Source organism: Salipiger sp. D13, from assembly GCF_003703915.1.
Classification (GTDB): domain Bacteria; phylum Pseudomonadota; class Alphaproteobacteria; order Rhodobacterales; family Rhodobacteraceae; genus Salipiger; species Salipiger profundus.
The window spans coordinates 1-16,912 of sequence record NZ_ML112608.1 but is presented as its reverse complement, the minus strand read 5'-3'; the positions used below and the strand labels follow the sequence as shown (position 1 = coordinate 16,912).

Genomic DNA, 16,912 nt, shown 5'->3' with positions numbered 1-16,912 from the left:
GGCTTAATTTCTAGGAGAAAAGACATGACCACGAAGACCATCCTCGGGCTTGCTGCGGCCAGCCTTTTCGCCATAGTTCCCGCTGCGAACGCGCAGGACGTCAAGAGCAAGAACCCGACCATCTCGACCCAGCAGGGCGGTATCGTCGCGGCCCTCGGCGGAACCACCGGCACAACCCTTGCAACCACGCTCGTTGTCATTGGTGGCACGGTCGGGGCGGTCGGAGTCATCGCCTCCGGAGGAAACAGTGGCGGCGGCACTTCGACTACAAGCAGCACGGCGCTTCTCGGCAATCGCTAAAGATCTGCGCGGGGTCGTCATATCTGCCACAGGTCGTAATGAAATCAGGCGAACCCCCGCGGGTTCGCTTTTTTCGTGGCCGCCCGCATGGTCAGCCACGGTGGTTTTTTCTAGACTGGGCCGAAAGCGTGACAGGCACGCGGGACCACATTGCAGGGACAGGACATGAGCGGAATGGCCAAGCGTCGCCTCGTTGCGATCGCACTTCTGATGTTGGGCGGGTGCGGTATCGCCTATCAATCGCCGAAAGTGAATCCGCTGCTCGACAGTGGTGCGAAGGTGCGGGTGCTCGAGATCACGCCGGAAAGCGTGATGGTGGCGAACCGCTCCAGCTATGTGCCCAAGCAGCTGCCGGAGGTCTTCTTTGCCACGGCCGGCGTCGGTGGCACCCCGCGCGGGACAGGCGCTGTTCCCGAGCCGGTGGTGGATTTCCAGAACAAGCCGGGGACGCTTCAGACCCGGGTGCCACCGGCGGTGCCGGAAACGCCCTATTCCATCGGCGTGGGTGACGTGCTGCTGCTCGCCACCCCGCAGACGGGCAACACCGTCGAGCAGTTGACCGGGCTGCTGGCGGCATCAAACGCCCGGCAGGGCTACACGGTGCAGGACGACGGGGCCATCGCGATTCCCAACGTTGGACGGGTGCAGGTCTTGGGCTTAACGCTCGAGGAAGCCGAGAACCGTCTTTTTCAGCGTCTGGTCGAGAACCAGATCGATCCGACCTTCAGCCTCGAGGTGGCCGAGTTCAACTCGAAGAAGGTGTCGATCGGCGGGGCAGTGGGACAGCCGACCGTTGCGCCGATCACGCTGACGCCGCTCTATCTCGACGCGGCGCTGGCCGCGGCAGGCGGGATCACAGCGGAGGATCTCGATTACGCCTCGGTGCGAATCTACCGCAATGGCAGCCTTTACCAGATTCCATTGCGCGATCTCTACTCGAACAGTCGCTTGGAAAAGATCCAGCTGATCGACGGGGATGCGGTTTTCGTTGACACCTCCTATGAACTCGATCTTGCTCGAGCCTACTTCGAAGAGCAAATTCGCCTTGCAGAATTCAAGCAAAACGCTCGAATCGCTGCGCTAGATGAGCTGCAGGCCGAAGTAAACATTCGTAATCGTACTCTGACCGAGGCTCGCGAAAACTACATGACACGCCTCGAACTAAACTCTGTGGAGCGAGACTACGTCTATCTTACTGGGGAGGTAGATAATCAGACCCGCTACCCATTACCATTCGGTCAGTCAGCAACGTTGGCTGACGCGCTGTATTCTAATGGCGGTGTTCCCACCGAGACGGGCAACGTGAGTGAGATATACGTTCTACGCAGTTCGCCCGATCCGCGAGAGTTCGGTGCGCTGACCGCTTGGCAATTGGATGGTCGCAATGCGACAAACTTTCTGCTTTCGACACGGTTTGAGCTGCGTCCGAACGACGTGATATTCGTAGCCGAGCAGCCTGTTACGAAATGGGGACGGGTAATTAGTCAGATTACGCCATCTCTGATCACCTCTGCAGCAAATGCTGCCTCTCGCTAGGCGGACGGTTAACTGGAAACTAAACTGAAGAGACTGTATTTAGTTAACAGTCAAGACGATTGTGAATGATAGTGCGCCAACTATAATCGTGCCTCAAGGATAGAGTGCAGTTGGAATTGTTTCGTTCAGTTTAGCTGATACACCCAAGTTGCGTGAATGTCGGAATCAACAAAACGAAATTTCGCGCTATACTAACGTCCTCTACGTAGCTTCTCGCTAGTTACCCGATTAAGGTTTTATAATCATGAAATGGGTACAGCACGGTTCAATGCTGACGAGAGTGGTGTCATTGCACAAAATCTTGGGTGTCTGAGTAAAGATTTTGCCTGTAGAGCAAAGCAAGAGTTAGATCCTGCCTCAGATCATGATAGAGGCAGGGATGCTGCTACTGATCGTCTAGCTGAAGCCCCTGGAGACACACGTTGAACGATATGCGATCCATCCGCCAAAGCCATACAAGCGCCTCATCTTCTGAGGACGATGCTATCGACCTAGGCGCTCTGGTAGGTGCACTATGGCGAGGTAAAATATTTATCGCTGCGGTAGTTTTCACAGCCCTTCTCCTCGGTGGGGTGTATGCGTATGTGCTCGCAACACCGATGTACCGGTCGACAGCGGTTGTGATGTTGAACAATCGTGAAGAGCAACAAGTAGTGGATTTAGGCAGTGTAATGGGCGGTCTGGGCGCCGACAGTACTATTGTGAACACTGAAGTTGAGGTTCTTAAAAGCCGAATTCTGTTAGGTAAGGTGGTCGACAAATTAAATTTGACTGACGATCCCGAATTTAATTCAGCTCTGGCTCCACCAAGTCTATTCTCAAAACTCAAAAGTGGCGCCAAATATTTTGTGAAACAACTTGTATTTAGACAGCCGGTTCCAGAAGCCTCAGAGGCTAGCGCGCGAATTGCTCGGGAGAGAGTGATCGACGCACTCCTTGCATCTATGTCGGTTCGAAATATCACGCAGAGCCTTGTTTTTCAAATCACTGTCGAAACTCAAAGTGCGGAAAAGTCGGCCCTAATTTCAGACACACTAGTTGATACCTACATTCTCAATCAACTCGAAGTGAAATTTGAAGCGACTGAACAAGCGACTTCATGGCTAACGGAGCGCGTGACCGATCTACAAGCGTCACTTGAGCAGGCTGAAGAAGAGGTGAAAAACTTCCGTGCCAGAACCTCATTAGTCAGTCCGGAAGCGTTAGAAGGACTTGAAGTTCAGGTTAAAGACACACGGGAACGCATCGATAATATACAAGTCGAGAAAAGTCGCGCCGAAAGAAGACTTTCGGAGTTTAATGCAGCGAATTCACCCGAGGATCGGGTCGAGGCGACTGGAGACCTGCAGTTGAAGCGCATGTTGCCTCGGGTATCGAATCCATCTATTGCAGCAGAGTTCGAGAATAGGTTTAATCAACTCGTTGCCCGTGCGGAGACCGATATCGCTAGGCAAGCGTCTCAGCTGGACGCACTAAGGGATTCGTTGCAAACTCTAGAGCTGCAGATTGAGCAACAAAGCCAAGACTTGATCACCTTGCAACAACTGACACGTGAGGCCGAAGCAAGTCGCCTTCTTTATGAATATTTCCTTGCACGTCTCAAGGAGACTTCAGCACAACAAGGAATCCAACAGGCCGATAGCCGTTTGCTTTCCCCTGCGGTCGTACCTAGAGCAGCTTCGGCGCCGCGAAAGTCTTTGATACTCGCAGTATCTACAGTACTCGGCTTTCTCCTAGGGGCCAGCCTTGTACTTTTGAAGGAAGCCCGCCACCGAGCTTTCCGAAATGCGGAGTTGCTGGAAGCCGCAACAGGATACCCGGTAATCGGGCAGGTACCATTAGTTCCTTCAAAAAAAAGGTTAGACACAATTTCTTACCTTAGGGAAAAACCGTCATCGGCGTCCGCAGAAGCGATCAGAAATTTGCGAACTTCGGTTATGTTGTCCAATGTGGATGCGCCACCAAAGGTGATTATGACAAGCTCATCTTTGTCTGGAGAAGGGAAAACTACGATATCTTTGTCGCTCGCGCTTAATTTCTCAACTATGGGTAAGAAAGTCTTGTTGATCGAAGGTGACATTCGGCGCCGCGTATTTTCCCAATATTTAGAAAAGAAGCAAAAGAGTGGAATTGTGTCGGTGCTAACGGGCGATAAAGACTTTGATGACGTCGTTGTTCATTCAGAGCTTCTAAACGCTGATGTGTTACTCGGTGACCGCGGGCAAGCTAATGCTGCTGATATCTTTTCATCGGAGCGGTTTAGCAACCTTCTAACAGAACTTCGAACGCGATACGATCTCATAATTATCGATACACCGCCGGTTCTTCTTGTTCCTGACGCTAGGGTGATTGCGCAAAATGCTGATTCTATAATCTTTGTGGTTCGGTGGGATGACACTCAAAGAGAATATGTTCTTAATGCGTTGAAAGAATTTGAAAGTGTTGGGAAAGCAGCTACTGGTTTGGTTCTGAATCAAATTAGCTCAAAAGGTATGAGGCGATATGGATACAGCGGTGCTTACGGTAGTTACTCCAATTCAGGGTCTCAATACTATGAAAACTAATACTTATGAATAGATTATATGGGAGCGGATGTAAGGCTATTGGAGCGTTAGATCTTAGAAAGACTTGCAGTTCTTGGCTTGGCGCAGATCTATGTTGCGGGAAAACCCACGATTGGGCGATGCCAAGTAAAAATGGAAACGGGAAGCTCGATGAAAATTCTACATGTGTGTGAAACAATAAAAGGGGGAGTGGCAACCTGGCTAAACACGTTTGAGGATATATGCGGCGATATAGTTGAGAGCCATTTTGTGGTGCCTGCGGACCACTTGAATCAGTTGCGTTCTACCGCATCGGCGACCACCTTTCGCCGAGATGGCCGCAGCTTGCGTTCACTTATAAAGCTTGTGAAGGCCGCAATAGAAGCAGAAAAAGAATTCAATCCAGATATAATCTGGTTTCAGTCAAGTTATTCTCTTATTCCACTTTTTTACTTAAGGGCGAGCGGCACGGACGCAAAAATAATATATTGCTCCCACGGCTGGGCTCAGCAGCGTTATCAAAGCAGGCCAATTAAGAAAAAAATCGTGTCAATATTGGAGGGTGGGTTGGCGGGTCTTTCTGACTTGGTTGTTAATATATGTCGTAATGACAAGTCAATTGCCGACAAAAGTAAATATTTAGGTAAGCATGTGGTGGTCGAGAATGCGATGCCAGATCTTGACGTCGATCCAGCTACACTTCCGACGCCCTACGAATATACCAAAGATAAAATTAACCTTCTGTTTGTTGGACGATTTGAGCGCCAGAAGGGGTTAGACATCTTATTGGATGCGTTGTCCGATGCGTCTGTTAAAAATTCAGGCCTCCATCTACATATTGTTGGAGCAGGTGTGAACTCCAACGATAAGTTTCGCCAAGATCTAACGAACGTGACCACCTTTCATTCTTGGGTCTCTTCGGACGATATACCTAGATACTACGCTCACGCGCATGCAGTTGTTATGCCCTCTCGATGGGAGGGATTGCCAATGGTTCTAATAGAAGCACTCCGTGCCGGCACACCCGTCATACTTGCCAACGTAAGTGGTATGGGCGGGCTGATAGACGACGGTGAGAGCGGAATCGTCGTTTCTCATCTCACTCGGAACGAGTTTTCTGATGCCCTATCAAGCCTTTCAATCGAGAACCTGATTAATATGCGCTCATCGGCTCGTTCTCAATATATTATGAGATATACCTCAGATAGGTTTAGGCGCGAAATTTTGGATATTCTTTTCGAAGTTTTAGCCGACATACCTAAATCAAGAGTCAGTGGTAAAGGTTCACAAGTATAATTCTCGTAGATGACGTTCTGCACTTTCTTCAAAATAGCTTTCCGCTCTTCCGCTGATAGCACTAAATAGAGGAAACTCCAGGTGTGACCCCAATGAACTATAGCAAAAGTCAGCATATCTCGTTGTCTACAAGCTCGTGGCTTATTGTGCGTCGGCGTGATGTTCAAAGGTGGATGAAGTACTATGTCGTCCTTCTAGTTCTTTTTATTCTTTCTTCAGCTATATATTTCGGGCAAGGAGATTTCTCAGATGGTGGCCTTGCGCAATTCTCCAACCCGCTTAAGCCATCATATATTTATTTTCTGACTTACGGCGTCACATTATTTCTAGTAACCGTATTTGTTCGGTGGTTGCCTCATCCAGATTCCGGGATGATCTTGTCGATGGCTTTGTTTGGCCTTCTTCATGTTTTTTGGTTGCCGTTTGTCGAGACTGCCTCAATTGTCGAGCGTACTTTTGTACTTCGCCTTAATGTTGTGGTCATGGCAATTTGTTTTCAGATCATTCTTTCATTCGTCGTAGACTATCGTGCGATACTGAAATCTGTGCAGTTAATCGTATGGGGGACAGCGCTTCTTAATGTGTTTGTGGTAGTTATGCCGCAAATATTTTCTGTTCAGATGGGATCGATACAGGGGCGTGCATCAGGTCTGTATGGAAATCCAAATCTTTGTGCGACTTTCATGGCGATGCTTTTGCCGCTAATGACATTTGGTAAAACACTTCAAGTTCGCTTCGTTCACTACATCGTAGTTTTGATCGGAATATTCTTTACCTTCAGTCGGGGCGGTGCTGTAATATGGGCCGTTTCTGTTTTTCTTGATCTGACCTTTCGTCCTGGCGCTCAGGGTATTCGTCCTAAGTCTATTGCGACAAATGTACTTTTATCTGTGCTTTTTTCATTGTTGTTGCTCATTCTTGTCGCGGTCACGTGGTTTGATATTCTTGATATCGTCAACCCCTATTTAAATGCGGACACAATCGCGCGACTGAATGGCACCGATCAGGGTAGTGGTAGCGAGAGGCTATTCGTGCTTGCCTTGGGTTATGAAGCCTTTACTCAAAATCCATTTTTTGGTGGAGGGTTTGCTGCAACTAGAAATTGGGGTTTCGAAGTTTCAGTTCATAATATGTATATTTTAATTTTGGCGGAGTTTGGCGTAATCGGAGGACTCTGGTACATTGACTTTCTCCGCAGAATTTTTAAATTTCCGGGTCGGTTCGGCATCGTTCTTGGAACTTTGATGGCCATCGAAAGCGTTTTCACACATTCATATTTCGACTTAGCTCACTACATGCTCTTAGTGATGCTGTATTGGCGTCTTTCTAACATAATTAAATGTGAGCAGGCGAATCCGCCTTCCAATATAAAATTCAAGCCAGAGGTATAGAAGCCATGGTGTCCACGACGCGTCGAAATGTAGTGTTTTTTGTTCTGCCTGCGCTTCACGGTGGCGGGGCGGAGCGCGTCACTTTAGCACTGTTGCGCGCTTTTCAAGATAGTTATGACTGGCACCCTATTTTGGTTCTGACCACGAACAGAAAGGGTCTTCTAGACGATCAAATTCCAGAAAATACTGAGGTGATCCGCTTAGACGCTTCAAGCGGGCGTAGAGCAATACCAAAACTGCTTAAGCTTATTCGTTCTTTTGAGCCAGATATTGTCTTCGCTTCTTTGGACCACGTCAACGCGACCCTAGGTATTATTCAGCCGTTATTTTCGAGCAAGACTTCACTTGTATTGCGTGCCACTTCATTTAGATCTCTTAAATCAAACCTGATGCGCGTCCTACTTAGTTGGTCGTTTCGTCGTGCTAATATGGTCGTATTTCAATCCGAACAGATGAGGCTCTCAATGGTTCGTATGCTTCGTTTGCCTAAGGAGCACGCGAATACAGTGGTTCCGAATCCACTTGATCGTTCAAAGATACAAAGTTTGGCCGCAACCGACCTTGATCCCGAAGCGGTAGAGTTTTGGGGGTTAAATCAATTTGAAAGTTGCAAAAGATTATCTTCTCCGAAGCTTGTCGCAGCTGGAGGCGTCTATTGGGCAAAGGGGTTTGACTTGCTAGTTGACGCAATACGTATCCTCGGGCGAGAGGACATCCGAGTTGCGATTCTTGGTCAAGGGGAGCAAGAAGAAGAAATTCGACGAAAAATTGAGGATGCCGGACTACAAAATCAAATTCGAATGTTTGGTTTTCAGCGGAATCCGTACGCTTGGTTCGCTCGTGCGGATGGTTTTGTTCTCTCATCTCGTGTCGAGGGGTTCCCGAACGTTGTTCTTGAAGCGCTGGCTTGCGGTTGCCCCGTCATCGGCACGCCGATGCCTGGACTTGAGGGCCTTCAGGGATGTCGCCTTAGTTCCGATATTTCGGCTGAGGCTTTGAGTAAAGTTATTGGTTCCTTTCTTTCCGCGCCGCACTCATCAGAAACCGAGACATCTCTTGCGCCTTTTGATGTATCAGCCGTCCAGAAGCACTATGAGATGATCTTTAATTCACTAGTTTCTAAAGGAAGTTAGCTATGCGGATTTCATTTATTCTAGATCGTCTTAACCTTGGCGGCGCTGAGCGGCATACTCTTAATCTTTCAAGAGCTTTAGCGGCGCGTGGCTATGAGGTTCAAGTTATCGTGCTCTTCAGTGGTGGATCAAAGCAGTTCCCTGTTTGTGATTTTCCGGTTAGTCCTATATTTTTAAATGCAAAGGGGATCCTTTCTTTTGGACTTACAAGGCGCTTAAAGGATGCACTTAACAACTTTCGAGCAGACACCGTTTTTGCGGTAAATCAATCTGCGTTGGTAGCAGCGACACTTGCCCGTTATCGCGGCGCAAATATTTCTCAACTTTGCTGCCGTTTTTCCACTACTATAATAGACTCTCTAATTGGCAGGATGAAGCTTCCATTCTTTAAATGGTGCACTTCTCGTGCTGATGCGCTCATTTTTGTTAGTTTGCTTCAACGCGATTATTGGGAAATGAGGGGGATGACTTCTAAAAATGTTTTCGTAATTCAGAATGGTATCGCGTCGGACCGTTTTTTGCCGCCCTCTGATATTATTCGTGCGCAGTCTCGTGAAAAGTATGGGTTTGGATTTAATGATGTCAGTCTTACACTTGTGGGAAGGCTGTCGCCGGAGAAAAATCATTCTTGGCTGATTGAGACTGTTGCCAAACTAAAATTAAAACGCCCGGAAGAGTTCGAACCTTTGCACCTTTTTTTCATTGGCGAAGGTCCACTCAGATCTGAGTTGGAAAACTTAGTTTATGCTCGAGGGTTAGATGAAAAAGTTACTTTTGCTGGGGGAATGAGCGACATCGTTCCAGCGTTAGCTCAAGCTGATGCTGGTATCCTTGTTTCAAATGCGGTAGAAACATTTTCTCATGCGGCGCTTGAGCTGATGTCTACGGGCCTTCCGGTTGTATTGACTGATATTGGCGGGGCCTCTGAAATAATCGTCGATGGTGAGCAGGGCTTTCTCGTGTTGCCTGAGGATGACGCTGCTCTTGAGGCAGCGTTAACTGGGATCCTTGATCCGGCTTCGCGTTCCAAGATGGGGGTCGCTGCACGAAATCGTGTGCTTGAACGGTTTACTTATGATCGGATGGTCGATCAGTACGAGGCAATAGTAACCGGTAACGCTAGGCTCTAATACCACAAAGGAGGTGAAACTTTGAAGCGTTTTATGAGACTTATCATGCGAATTTATGCGGTTATTGCTGGAAATGAAAGGTATGGTCGCAAAATCGGCGTCAAGATCGGAAGAAATTGCCGGATCCTTAGTCGTCGTTTTGGATCGGAGCCGTTTTTGATCGAGATAGGTGATAGGGTTACAATATCACGTGATGTTGCTTTTTTCAATCACGACGGATCGACTTGGCTAGTGCGTGACAGTAAAGGACGCCGTCAGCGTTTTGGTCGGATCAGGATCGGTTCTGAGGTTTTTGTTGGTGCCTACACAATTATCCTTCCAGGAGTGGATATTGGCGACAGGGTTGTCATCGGTGCCGGATCGGTCATTTCTCGGTCTGTACCCTCAGGTGTAGTTGTGGCCGGTAATCCAGCGCGCATTATCGGGACCTTTGACGATTTGCATGCACGTCGGCTTTCGGATTGTGCGGCTCAGAATGACCTACCAAGTCCTCGAAACGTGATAACTTTCGCTAATGCAGCACTTATGCCGACGCAACCTGTGATGCATGTCCCAGAGGCACTCCGTGACCGACTTGTCCGACCGTCGAATGTTAGTACTGAAAGATGGTAAAATATAGTAGTTCGGATCGCCAGATCCTTCGCGGTTTTAGTTTCGCTTTCGTCTTCCTGCTGGTAGCCAAGGCCATCGGGGCAATAAAAGAAATGGCGCTCGCAAACACGTATGGTACAGGGACTGCTGTTGACGCCTACGCGCTGAGTTTCGCCATCGCAAACACGCCAATTACTTTAGTGGCGATGGCCAGCAATATGATTTTGATTCCTTTTTTTGTGGCGCAGCGCCACAAGTCAGGGAGAGAGCCTGAAAACGGCGGGATTATAATGTGGGTCCTACTCCTTACGTTGATTATGTCGAGCGCCGTCTTTTTTCTGCTGAGGTTCGGAGGTGATTTGATGGGCTTGAGCCCCGATACGGCGCTTGCGGTTTCGGTACAAGCGCCGGGGTTTGCGTTTATGGTTCCTTCTGGGGTTATTGCGACAATAATTTCAGCTCGGTTGATGGCCTCAAGAAGGCAAATTAATAGCTTACTTGAAGCTATACCTTCATTCACGTTGATTTCAGGCCTTCTAATTTTCGAACGCCATCTCGCGGCTAATTCCCTTCTGGCTTGGTTCACTTGTCTTGGAATGTTTGGTTATCTAGGCGCTCTGCTTCTCGCTGACCGCAGCGCTTTTCAGGAGTTTCGCCCTCGGCGTATGGCATTAGAGTTGCCCTCCAGTTCTCGGCTCCAGGAGATTGGCCTGATTTTGGCGGCGCAAACAGCTTTTGTCCTTGGAGGCCTATTTTTAGATCAGTTAGCTGCCGCAAGTTTACCCTACGATCAGAACGCGACGCTGGCTTATGCCAATCGGTTGCTCATGCTAATTACAAGTCTGGGCGCTACCGCAGTGGGTCGAGCGGTTCTACCAGTGTTAGCCGAGGCAAGACTCGAAGGAAAAGGGCAAGAATTCGAACTAACTCGGCGTTGGGGTATCAATCTTTTCATGGCGGGTGTCGTTTCTTATGGTTTAGGGTATTTTCTGGCCCCCGTTGGTGTCCGTATCCTTTTTGAACATGGTGAGTTTACTCCTCAGGATACAAAAAATGTTAGCGATATTTTGAGGGCGGGGCTGATGGTTCTCCCGGTTTATTTTCTTAGTCTTATGCTCTCACAGAGTGTGGTCGTTCAGCGTCGGTTTGGCTTATTGCTAATATCCAACTTAGCTGCATTGGCGTGTAAGGTTGTAATTATTATGTTCTTCTTGGAGAAATGGGGGTTGCCTCTGATTATGTACGCGACAGTTGCAAAGCAAACCGTTTCGTTGCTTTTTATGATTCCGGCACTTCGGCCATCGAGACATGAAAGGAATAACTAAGAATGAAGCTGGACGTTCTTGTAAGTAGCCTGCGCGGCGGTGGAGCCGAGCGAGCGGCATCTAACCTCTCCAGTGCTTGGGCCAAGGCCGGACACGAAGTGAGGCTTCTTACAATGGAGCCTCTTCATAAGGTAGAATATCATCCAGATCCACGAGTTAATTTAATTTCACTTGCTAGCGAGGGTGTAGTTTCCTCGCACTCGCTTGTTCGAGTTTTTTCGCGATTGAAAGTGTTGCGGCGAGCTGTCAGCGGCCATTCAAAACCAGATGTATTAATAGCCATCCAAGCGAATATGTCCATTGAAGCAGTTTTAGCGTGTTTGGGCAGCGGAATGCGCATCGTTGGTTGTGAACGGAACATTCCGTCTCGTTCTGTGAGGGGGAAATTTTGGGGGAGCTTGCGACCTTGGGCCTACCGTCGCCTTGCGTTGGTCATGACACAGACTGTTGGATCAGCTAAAGAACTCCGTCCGATTTGTGGTGCTACGCCCATCAAGGTTATTCCGAATATATTGAGTTTTCCACTGGTTGATTATTCGCCTCGGATTCATCCGAATGATGTTGTTTCGCCGGAATCCGAGGTGCTTCTAGCGGTTGGGCGTTTGGTTCGCGCGAAAGGCTTTGACATCTTGATAGAGCGGTTTTCTAAGCTCGCCTCCGAGCGATCGTCGTTGCGGCTAGTTATTCTCGGCGAGGGGCCATTGCGGAAGGATCTTGAAACGAAAATTTTCGACTTGGGCCTGCAACATCAAGTTCTTTTGCCTGGACGCGCGGGAAATGTTTCAGAGTGGTATTCAAGAGCTCAGGTTTTCGTGATGACGTCTCGCTGGGAGGGGATGCCCATGGTGCTAATCGAGGCAATGGCATATGGTCTTGTACCGGTGGTAACTGATTTTCACCATGGGCCCCGAGATGTGATTTCTCAAGGCCGTGACGGCGTGATACTGCCTGAAGAAGACGAAATTCTTTGGTGTGAAACTGTGATAGATCTGCTCGAGGATCCCCGGCGACGTGAAGAGATGAGCCGAAAAGCTCTCGAGGTTAGAAGCCGGTTTGGAGAGCCCAAGATAATGCGCACTTGGGAAAGCCTCCTGCAAGAGGCTTCCGGGCATTGATTGCTTTCATTCGAGGCTTACAGCCGGAACGGTTCATTGAACATCGTTATTCAATTTTATCGGTGGCCTGCTTTTTCGTTTTTTCTGATGGTCCTAAGCTTTCGCTGCGTTGCCTGCGTTAAACATTTCGGTTCCAGAATTGTTTAACAACAGAAGGTACATTGCGGAACCGGTGGACATACACCACACACGTCCAAGACCGTTATTTCCTCGTTTTGTGATACCCGCTGTCGCATTAACAGCGTGTTAGATCCCTTATGGAGGCAATAGTGCGTAGGTGTAAGTGAAGATTCACTGTGTGTTTGGATGGTTAGTTGTCGGTGTTCGAGTTCGGTTGCGCGGTGGTCAAGTTGTCGAAAAGACTGCCCTTGTGAACGGCTACCGCGCTAATGACTAACTGTTATGGAACGTATCGCAGAGAACCCGTGGGGAAGAACGTTTGAGCTTTACATTGTCTGCACAAGAATTCCGCATGGGTTCTCAAATGGGCAAGTTTTCTCGCAACTGCGGAGGAATATGTGGAGGGGGGTGGAGTTTACGCTCCCCAAACACCCGACGCTTCTGCAGAAGAATGAGCATATGTAATCCGAACGTGGAGCGAGATGATTCTGAAAAGCTTGAAAATAGTAAGTTCTTCCAATGATTGTAATAGTCACTACTATTGCGCATTCATATAGGAGGCAAACTCGTTCATGATCTATACTCTTCAGGTCCTACGTTTCTTAGCGGCCTTCTTCGTTGTGCTTACCCACTCCATGGGTGAGCAGGGTTTCGAGATTCAGGTCGGCGCATTCGGCGTTGACCTCTTCTTTGTCATTTCTGGTTTCATTATTGCGCATGTGACCGAAGGTGATCAAAAAAACTTTTTAGAAAAGAGAATCATTAGGATTGTGCCGCTGTATTGGCTCTTCACTCTACTGCTGACGGGTGTCACGCTTGTTGCGCCATCTCTTTTGAATGCGGCTGAGTTCAATATACCACACATTATTTCATCTTTATTTTTTTATCCATATTGGACGGCGCAGACCGATTTCAAGCCGATATTAAAGCTTGGTTGGACCTTGAATTATGAAATGTTTTTTTACGCATTGTTTTTTATTGCAATGAAGGTGTCCCATACTCATCGCGAGTTTTTGGCCAGCCTACTCATCATTGTTGTTTTGACCGGGGTTGCAATTTTTCCCCCGGCAGACACCAGCCCTTTAGCTTTCTATGGGGGCAACATTATGTTTGAGTTCGTTTTTGGAATGGTGCTAGCTAAGCTCTATCGAGGCGGCCTGTGCTGGCGTATCCGATTAACAACTTCAGCAGGGATCTCTATACTGGCTCTTTCCAGTATGATCTTATTGACTTATTGGAGTGATCGTCTAGATCGTGTAATCGTTTTTGGTGTACCGTCGGCAATTTTGCTGTATGTGGCATTTTGTGTTGAGCCTTGGTTCGTCCAGCGAAGTAATAGAATCAAGGAAGTCGCGGTAAGGTTAGGTGATCTCTCTTACCCGATGTATTTGATCCATATCTATGTCATCGCGTCGTTATCCCGACTGTTCGAGATTGAAATATCGATCGGAATGCTGTTTACTATGGTGCTCGTGTTCACCCTTCTTGTCGCGTGGGCTGTCGATATATACTACGACAGACCAATGCGTAGCGTGCTGCGGCGAAAGTTTCTCGTGCGTCAGCGGCAAGGCGTCTTGAGGGGGTGAAATTACTGATCGAAGCACAGGAATGCAGCGTCTTTCAAGGTGCCCGAAGAGCTAGATATATCAAGGATTTACGCATAGTCCGCTTGAACTTGTCATTTCTGGTCTTCCAATGGTATTGCGAATGAGGCAGATCTGGGTTCAAACGCTTGGAAGCAGTATGAAGCGTTTAGTATGTTAAGCTTTTGATTTTAGATCAGGCTATCGACTACTAGTAAGGAACAAAATGAAACCTCATCCGACTCCTAGAAAGTGCGGCCTCCTATGATTCCGAAGTGCCTTTTGGTGCATGGAAGAGATGTCACTATGGTTCCGGCCTGACTCTGTTAAAACTCGGCCGCTTGCTTAATGTTTGCGTGCTTTTTCTCACGAGGTCTAGATGTTAGACTATCGACATCTCGGTTTTTCGCTGCACCAGTCGCATTATCGTCGCGATCTCGATGGTTTTCGTGCGCTCGCGGTGATCTCAGTTCTAATTTGTCATGCATTCCCAAGCGTCGTGCCGGGCGGTTTTGTTGGAGTGGATGTGTTTTTTGTTCTGTCGGGTTACCTAATCACGGGTATTATTCTAAAAGGTCATCAGAGCGGAACATTCTCCATTTTAAAATTTTATAAACGGCGAGCTTTGCGTATCCTCCCCGCACTTTGTGTTGTCCTCCTGGCGACTTTGATAGTTGGCTGGTATGCATTGTTTCAGGTGGAGTTTTCAAATCTTGGTAAGCACATAATCGCTTCTTCGTTTTTCTTTGAGAACTTTCAACTTTGGTCTGAGGCTGGGTATTTTGACACGGCGTCCGAGCGAAAGCCGACACTGCATCTGTGGAGTTTGGCGATCGAGGAACAATTTTATATTGTTTGGCCTCTATTGCTCTACGTCGTTTGCAGATCGCCAAAGTTGTTGCGATGCAATGTAGTTTTAGCGATATTAACTTCCTTTGCGTTCGGCATATTTTATATATACAATGACGTTTCCGCCGCGTACTATTCTCCGCTGTCCAGAGCTTGGGAGCTTCTTGTTGGGGCCGCGCTCTCGGTGTTTCTGGTGAACGGAGATTTTCCTATAAAAGCTGGCGCACGGAACTTTATGTCGGTTTTAGGAGCCGCATTAATTATAGCTGCACTGTTTTGGATTGATCCAAGCTCTTCGTTCCCCGGTTTTTGGGCTCTTTTGCCAACAATTGGCACTGCGCTTTTAATCGCTGCAGGTGAAGCGGCTGTGCTTAATCGTACCCTTTTTTCATGCCGGCCGGTAGTGTTCGTCGGGCTGATTAGTTATCCGCTATACCTTTGGCATTGGCCGATCCTTAGTTATCTGAACATCTCCTTTACTCGGATCCCTGTCGAGATTTCAATTTTGGCATTGGCGCTTGCGTTAGTCTTAGCTTGGCTGACCTTTCGTTTCTTAGAGTTGCCTATCCGCAGTCAATCTGGGAAGAGAAATGGGCTTGCTGTGTCACTTATTTCATCGGCGCTCGTTATTTCGGCTTTAGGCGGGTTGATTTATAAGGGTTTTATCCCTTCACGTATGGCGTCTGTCGCTTTCCCAACTGAAAATGAGTGGGATTTTTTGTTGGCGAGGTCGAATTCTAATTCTGATGATCTGAGCGGTTTTTATCACGTGGGTGTCGCGTCTCAGGATGGTATTTTGGTAATTGGAGACTCCCATTTTGCCCAATATTCTGCTCGACTAGATGCAGCGCTTCTAAAAAGAGGCGAAAATGGTGCTTTGATGGCCCTTGGAGGAGGGTGTATCCCTCTTTTAGGTATTCAATCGGAGATTGTTGCTCGTGCGAGCTGCTGGCCCATGATTGCGCGCGCTTGGGAGATGGCAGAGTTGCCCAAGTTTTCCACTATCGTAATAGGTGGAGCTTGGAATTCCTATATATTGGACCCTGGTGGTATATATGATTACAAACTTATGCAGGAGAATGGTGAGCTTGTCTCAATTGATACTGAGGAAGGGTTCAACCTAGTTTTACAACAACTTGAGGAGGGTGTCCGGTATTTGAGATCAATCGGAAAGCGTGTGGTTTTGGTTTTAGATAATCCGGCAGCACCTGAGTTCAACATTACCGGTCCGCGTTATCGTTTGAACCCGTTTTCCAATCAGCTTACCCCGCTCATGCGTGTTGCTGTTTCTTCGGAGCAAGTCAACGTTCACGATCGGATGGTTGCTTTCGCTGAGAGGTTAAACATTGATTATATCGATCCCTTTGTTGAACTTTGCGAAGGATATATGTGCCTAGCGACTGATGATAATGCAGTTCCAATTTACAAGGATAGTACTCACTTTAATCCACAATGGGCTCTTAGTTCAGCTACATTCATTGATCGTTTGGCGGAGTGATTGATCTATGGCTCCTGATGTAAGCGGAAACTTTTGGCTAGATATCAAGGTTTTGGCAGAGTTCTTTGCCAAAGAGCTACAAACTTGGTGGTCGGGAGGGTGAGTTCAATTCAGACAACGCGCGACCCAGTGGTTGTTGTTTACTTCGACCGTAAAGCACTATCACGTTATTCCAGAAGGGAATCGACATGAAAATCTCCGTTGCGGGCCTTGGTNTGCTGGCGCAGAACAACCCGGTCACCGCCGTCGATGTCTCTGCGGAGCGCGTGGCGCTGGTCAATGACCGGACGAGCCCGATCGTCGATGCCGAGCTCGAGGATTTCCTCGCCAACCGGTCGCTGCAGCTGACCGCGACGACGGATCCGGGCCAGGCCTATGCCGATGCCGATTACGTCATCGTCGCAACCCCCACCAACTACGATCCGAAGACCAACTACTTCGACACCTCCAGCGTCGAGACGGTCATTGCCGAGGTGATCGCCGCCAATCCGCAGGCGACCAT

Annotated in this window: 12 protein-coding genes and 1 pseudogene; all 13 read left to right on the top strand. The window is 48.3% G+C overall.

Translation table 11 applies throughout. From position 1 onward, the window contains the following. The first annotated feature begins 24 nt into the window (after positions 1-24). Positions 25-300: a hypothetical protein gene (locus D6860_RS16975; RefSeq protein WP_076625885.1), complete on the top strand. Its 276-nt coding sequence runs from the start codon at positions 25-27 to the stop codon at positions 298-300. A 174-nt stretch (positions 301-474) separates the two neighbouring features. Next, positions 475-1,836, top strand: a complete 1,362-nt coding sequence (locus D6860_RS16970) for a polysaccharide biosynthesis/export family protein (protein ID WP_179949501.1) — start codon at positions 475-477, stop codon at positions 1,834-1,836. A gap of 431 nt (positions 1,837-2,267) precedes the next feature. Further along, positions 2,268-4,400 (top strand): GumC family protein, encoded by a 2,133-nt coding sequence (locus D6860_RS16965; RefSeq protein ID WP_076625886.1) that lies wholly within the window; start codon positions 2,268-2,270, stop codon positions 4,398-4,400. Between the two features lie 78 nt (positions 4,401-4,478). Next, positions 4,479-5,675, top strand: coding sequence for a glycosyltransferase family 4 protein (locus tag D6860_RS16960; RefSeq protein ID WP_128549272.1), 1,197 nt, complete (start codon positions 4,479-4,481; stop codon positions 5,673-5,675). A gap of 92 nt (positions 5,676-5,767) precedes the next feature. Then, complete coding sequence (locus D6860_RS16955; RefSeq protein ID WP_083697993.1) at positions 5,768-7,066, top strand: O-antigen ligase family protein; 1,299 nt, start codon at positions 5,768-5,770, stop codon at positions 7,064-7,066. A gap of 5 nt (positions 7,067-7,071) precedes the next feature. Further along, positions 7,072-8,199 (top strand): glycosyltransferase, encoded by a 1,128-nt coding sequence (locus D6860_RS16950; protein WP_076625889.1) that lies wholly within the window; start codon positions 7,072-7,074, stop codon positions 8,197-8,199. 2 nt (positions 8,200-8,201) lie between these two features. Continuing rightward, positions 8,202-9,329, top strand: a complete 1,128-nt coding sequence (locus D6860_RS16945) for a glycosyltransferase family 4 protein (protein ID WP_076625890.1) — start codon at positions 8,202-8,204, stop codon at positions 9,327-9,329. A gap of 33 nt (positions 9,330-9,362) precedes the next feature. Further along, complete coding sequence (locus D6860_RS16940; RefSeq protein WP_083697994.1) at positions 9,363-9,941, top strand: acyltransferase; 579 nt, start codon at positions 9,363-9,365, stop codon at positions 9,939-9,941. After that, complete coding sequence (locus D6860_RS16935) at positions 9,935-11,245, top strand: lipid II flippase MurJ (RefSeq protein WP_083697995.1); 1,311 nt, start codon at positions 9,935-9,937, stop codon at positions 11,243-11,245. The genes D6860_RS16940 and D6860_RS16935 overlap by 7 nt, the downstream gene beginning before the upstream one ends. A 2-nt stretch (positions 11,246-11,247) precedes the next feature. Next, on the top strand, positions 11,248-12,360 hold the full coding sequence (locus tag D6860_RS16930) for a glycosyltransferase family 4 protein (protein WP_076625893.1): 1,113 nt from the start codon (positions 11,248-11,250) through the stop codon (positions 12,358-12,360). Positions 12,361-13,052: 692 nt separating this feature from the next. Beyond that, positions 13,053-14,066 (top strand): acyltransferase family protein, encoded by a 1,014-nt coding sequence (locus D6860_RS16925; protein WP_076625894.1) that lies wholly within the window; start codon positions 13,053-13,055, stop codon positions 14,064-14,066. A gap of 376 nt (positions 14,067-14,442) precedes the next feature. Next, positions 14,443-16,410 (top strand): acyltransferase family protein, encoded by a 1,968-nt coding sequence (locus D6860_RS16920; protein WP_076625895.1) that lies wholly within the window; start codon positions 14,443-14,445, stop codon positions 16,408-16,410. Positions 16,411-16,626: 216 nt separating this feature from the next. Further along, positions 16,627-16,912 (top strand): annotated as a pseudogene (locus D6860_RS16915) (UDP-glucose 6-dehydrogenase); the annotation flags it as partial.